Origin of the sequence: Micromonospora sp. MH33, assembly GCF_003013775.1 — a bacterium.
GTDB lineage: Bacteria > Actinomycetota > Actinomycetes > Mycobacteriales > Micromonosporaceae > Micromonospora > Micromonospora fulviviridis.
On sequence record NZ_MUYZ01000475.1, the window covers coordinates 1 to 3268 of the forward strand.

Below are 3268 nucleotides of genomic sequence, written 5' to 3' on the forward strand. Positions count from 1 at the left end.
GGCCCCACGGGCTGGGGGTCCCGCCGGGCGCGGCGGATCCGGGTGGGCCCCACGGGCTGGGGGTCCATGGAGCCGGCGCCCAGGGGGCGGGTGGCGCCCAGGGCTGCGGGGCGGTGAGCGGGTCCGGCGGCGTCCAGGTCGTGGGTTCCGGGGCGGCCGGCGGGGCGGTCGGGTCGCTCGGGCCGGTGCTGTGCCCCGGCTCGGGGGTGGGGGTCGTCTCGGACATCGGCTCAGCTCGCAGGGGACGGCGCGGACGACCGCGGGAGGGGCGGGGCCGGGTCGCCCCGACCGGGCCCTCAATGTACGGCCCGACGACCAGCCGCACGCACCCGCGCGCGGGTGCCGGCCCGGGTCCCGCCGGACGCGTCGGCCGTCGGTCCCGTGCCGCGCTTCCGGTCCGCCGGACTGCCTGGGTGGTTTGTCCGATCCTTGTCATCCGCTGACCGGTTCGCTCAAATTCAGTGATCGTTTACCCGGCTTCCGAGCACGCGTGATGAGCGAAGCTGGGTTAGGCTGCGAACCATGTGTGGAATCGTGGGTTACGCCGGTGCGCGCCCGGCGCTCGGCATCGTGCTGGACGGACTGCGGCGGCTGGAGTACCGCGGCTACGACTCGGCGGGCGTCGCCGTCGTTTGCGACGACGAGCTGCTGATCGAGAAGAAGGCCGGCAAGCTGGCCAACCTGGAGAAGGTCCTGGCCGAGCGCGCCGCCACCGACCCGGAGTCCTGCGCCGCCAGCCCGATCGGCATCGGCGACGGCACCACCAGCATCGGCCACACCCGGTGGGCCACCCACGGCGGCCCGACCGACCGCAACGCCCACCCGCACCTCTCCCCGGACGGCCGGGTCGCCGTGATCCACAACGGCATCATCGAGAACTTCGCGAAGCTCCGCGCCGAGCTGGAGACCGACGGCGTCGAGTTCGCCAGCGACACCGACACCGAGTGCGCCGCCCACCTGCTCGCCCGCTCCCTGGCCGACCTGCGCTCGGCCGGCGAGGTCGACAGCCCGCAGCTGCTCGCCTCCGCCATGCGGCTGGTCTGCCAGCGGCTGGAGGGCGCCTTCACGCTGCTCGCCGTCGACGCCGGCATCCCCGGCGCGGTGGTCGGCGCCCGGCGCAACTCGCCCCTCGTGGTCGGACGCGGTGACGGCGAGAACTACCTGGCCAGCGACGTGGCCGCGTTCATCGAGCACACCCGCGACGCGGTCGAGCTGGGCCAGGACCAGATCGTCCTGATCACGCCGGAGAGCATCGAGATCACCGACTTCGCCGGCCAGCCCGCGACCGGCAAGGACTTCCACATCGACTGGGACTCGTCGGCCGCCGAGAAGGGTGGCTACGACTGGTTCATGCTCAAGGAGATCGAGGAGCAGCCGCAGGCCATCGCCGACACGCTGCTCGGCCGGCTCACCGAGAGCGGCGAGATCGCCCTCGACGAGGTCCGCCTCAGCGAGCAGGACCTGCGCGACGTCGACAAGATCTTCATCGTGGCCTGCGGCACCGCCTACCACTCCGGCCTGGTCGCCAAGTACGCGATCGAGCACTGGACGCGGATCCCGTGCGAGGTGGAGCTGGCCAGCGAGTTCCGCTACCGCGACCCGGTGCTGGACCGGTCCACGCTGATCGTGGTCATCTCGCAGTCCGGCGAGACCATGGACACCCTGATGGCGCTGCGCCACGCGAAGGAGCAGAAGGCCCGGGTGCTGGCCATCTGCAACACCAACGGCTCGACCATCCCGCGCGAGTCCGACGCGGTGCTCTACACCCACGGCGGCCCGGAGATCGCGGTCGCCTCCACCAAGGCGTTCCTCACCCAGCTCGTGGCCTGCTACCTGATCGGCCTGCACCTGGCCCAGGTGCGCGGGATCAAGTTCGCCGACGAGGTGGGCGCGGTGGTGGGCCAGCTCCAGGAGATGCCGGGCAAGCTGCGCGACCTGCTCGACCGGATCGAGCCGGTCCGCGAGCTGGCCCGCGACCTGAAGTCGGAGCCGACCGTGCTGTTCATCGGCCGGCACGTGGGCTACCCGGTGGCCCTGGAGGGCGCGCTGAAGCTCAAGGAGCTGGCGTACATGCACGCCGAGGGCTTCGCCGCCGGCGAGCTGAAGCACGGCCCGATCGCGCTGATCGACAAGGGCACCCCGGTCATCTGCATCGTGCCGTCGCCGGTCGGCCGGGGCATGCTGCACGACAAGGTCGTCTCCAACATCCAGGAGGTGCGTGCCCGGGGCGCCCGTACGATCGTGATCGCGGAGGAGGGCGACGAGGCGGTGGTCCGCTACGCCGACCACCTGATCTACGTGCCGCGCACGCCGACGCTGCTGGCGCCGCTGGTGACCACGGTGCCGCTCCAGGTGCTCGCCGCCGAGATCGCCGCCGCCCGCGGGCACGACGTCGACCAGCCCCGGAACCTGGCCAAGTCGGTCACCGTCGAGTAGTCGACCCGGTCGCGGCCCCTCCGTCCCACGGCGGAGGGGCCGTGCCGTGTCCGGCCAACGGGCGGTCATCGGCCCAGCACGATCCGGGCCATCCCGTCCAGCGCCGGGTTGCCGGGATCCCAGTAGCCGGCATGCCCGTGGCGCCCGCTGGCGAAGCGCCGGCCGCCGAAGCCGGGGGTGCTCGGGTCGGTGCCGAACCAGAGTCGGTCGTCGTGCGGGTCGAGCAGCGCCGCGGCCCGGCCGAGCGGCGTGCCGGCCAGCAGGGCCCGGCGGGCCAGGTCCTCGGGCGGCCGGGCCAGCTGGATCACGTCGTCCGGCGCGGTGGCGGCCCAGACCTGGCCGGGCGGCATCCGCAGCTCGGCCGCGTGGTCGACGCCCACGCCGGGGGAGCCGACGAAGACCAGCGCGTCGGCGCCCAGCCCGTGATCGCGGGCGGCGGTGCCGACCACCAGCGAGCCGTAGCTGTGCCCGAGCACGGTCTGCCGGGCCGGTGGCCCCTCGTGCGAGGCGCGCAGCCCCTCCTGGAACCGGTGCAGGGCCGGCCCGGCCTCCTCGGCCTGCCGGTCGCGCGCCGCCTCGGGCAGGAAGTCCGGCGCGTCGTAGTCCAGCCAGAGCACGGCCGCCGCCTCCGTGCCCGGCCCGAGCGCCGCGCACCGGTCCAGCACGCGGGCGGCCCGGCCCAGCTCGGCCGGGGCGTCGGCGAGGTCCGCGGTCATCCCCGGCACGTATGTCAGCACGGCGTCGGCCCGATCCGGGTTGCCGAGCGCCACCACCGCCCGCCCGTCCCCCGCCGGGTCCAGCCCCAGCAGGTACGCCCGCGGCGCCCCCGGGG

Annotated in this window: 2 protein-coding genes and 1 pseudogene; 1 reads left to right on the plus strand and 2 read right to left on the minus strand. The window is 74.2% G+C overall.

The features are described from left to right. Positions 1-226: pseudogene (locus tag B0E53_RS34605) on the minus strand (hypothetical protein); the annotation flags it as partial. 296 nt (positions 227-522) lie between these two features. Between B0E53_RS34605 and glmS the strand changes: the two are divergent. Continuing rightward, a complete protein-coding gene (gene glmS, locus B0E53_RS34610) occupies positions 523-2436 on the plus strand; it encodes a glutamine--fructose-6-phosphate transaminase (isomerizing) (protein ID WP_107079739.1) in 1914 nt (637 codons plus the stop codon). 65 nt (positions 2437-2501) lie between these two features. Here glmS and B0E53_RS34615 read toward each other — a convergent pair. Then, a partial coding sequence (locus B0E53_RS34615) for an alpha/beta hydrolase (RefSeq protein WP_246835751.1) occupies positions 2502-3268 on the minus strand: 767 nt, incomplete at its 5' end.

Coding starts and splice junctions, on each gene's coding strand:
- glmS (WP_107079739.1), top strand. CDS start 523: ATGTGTGGAATCGTGGGTTACGCCGGTGCGCGCCCGGCGCTCGGCATC.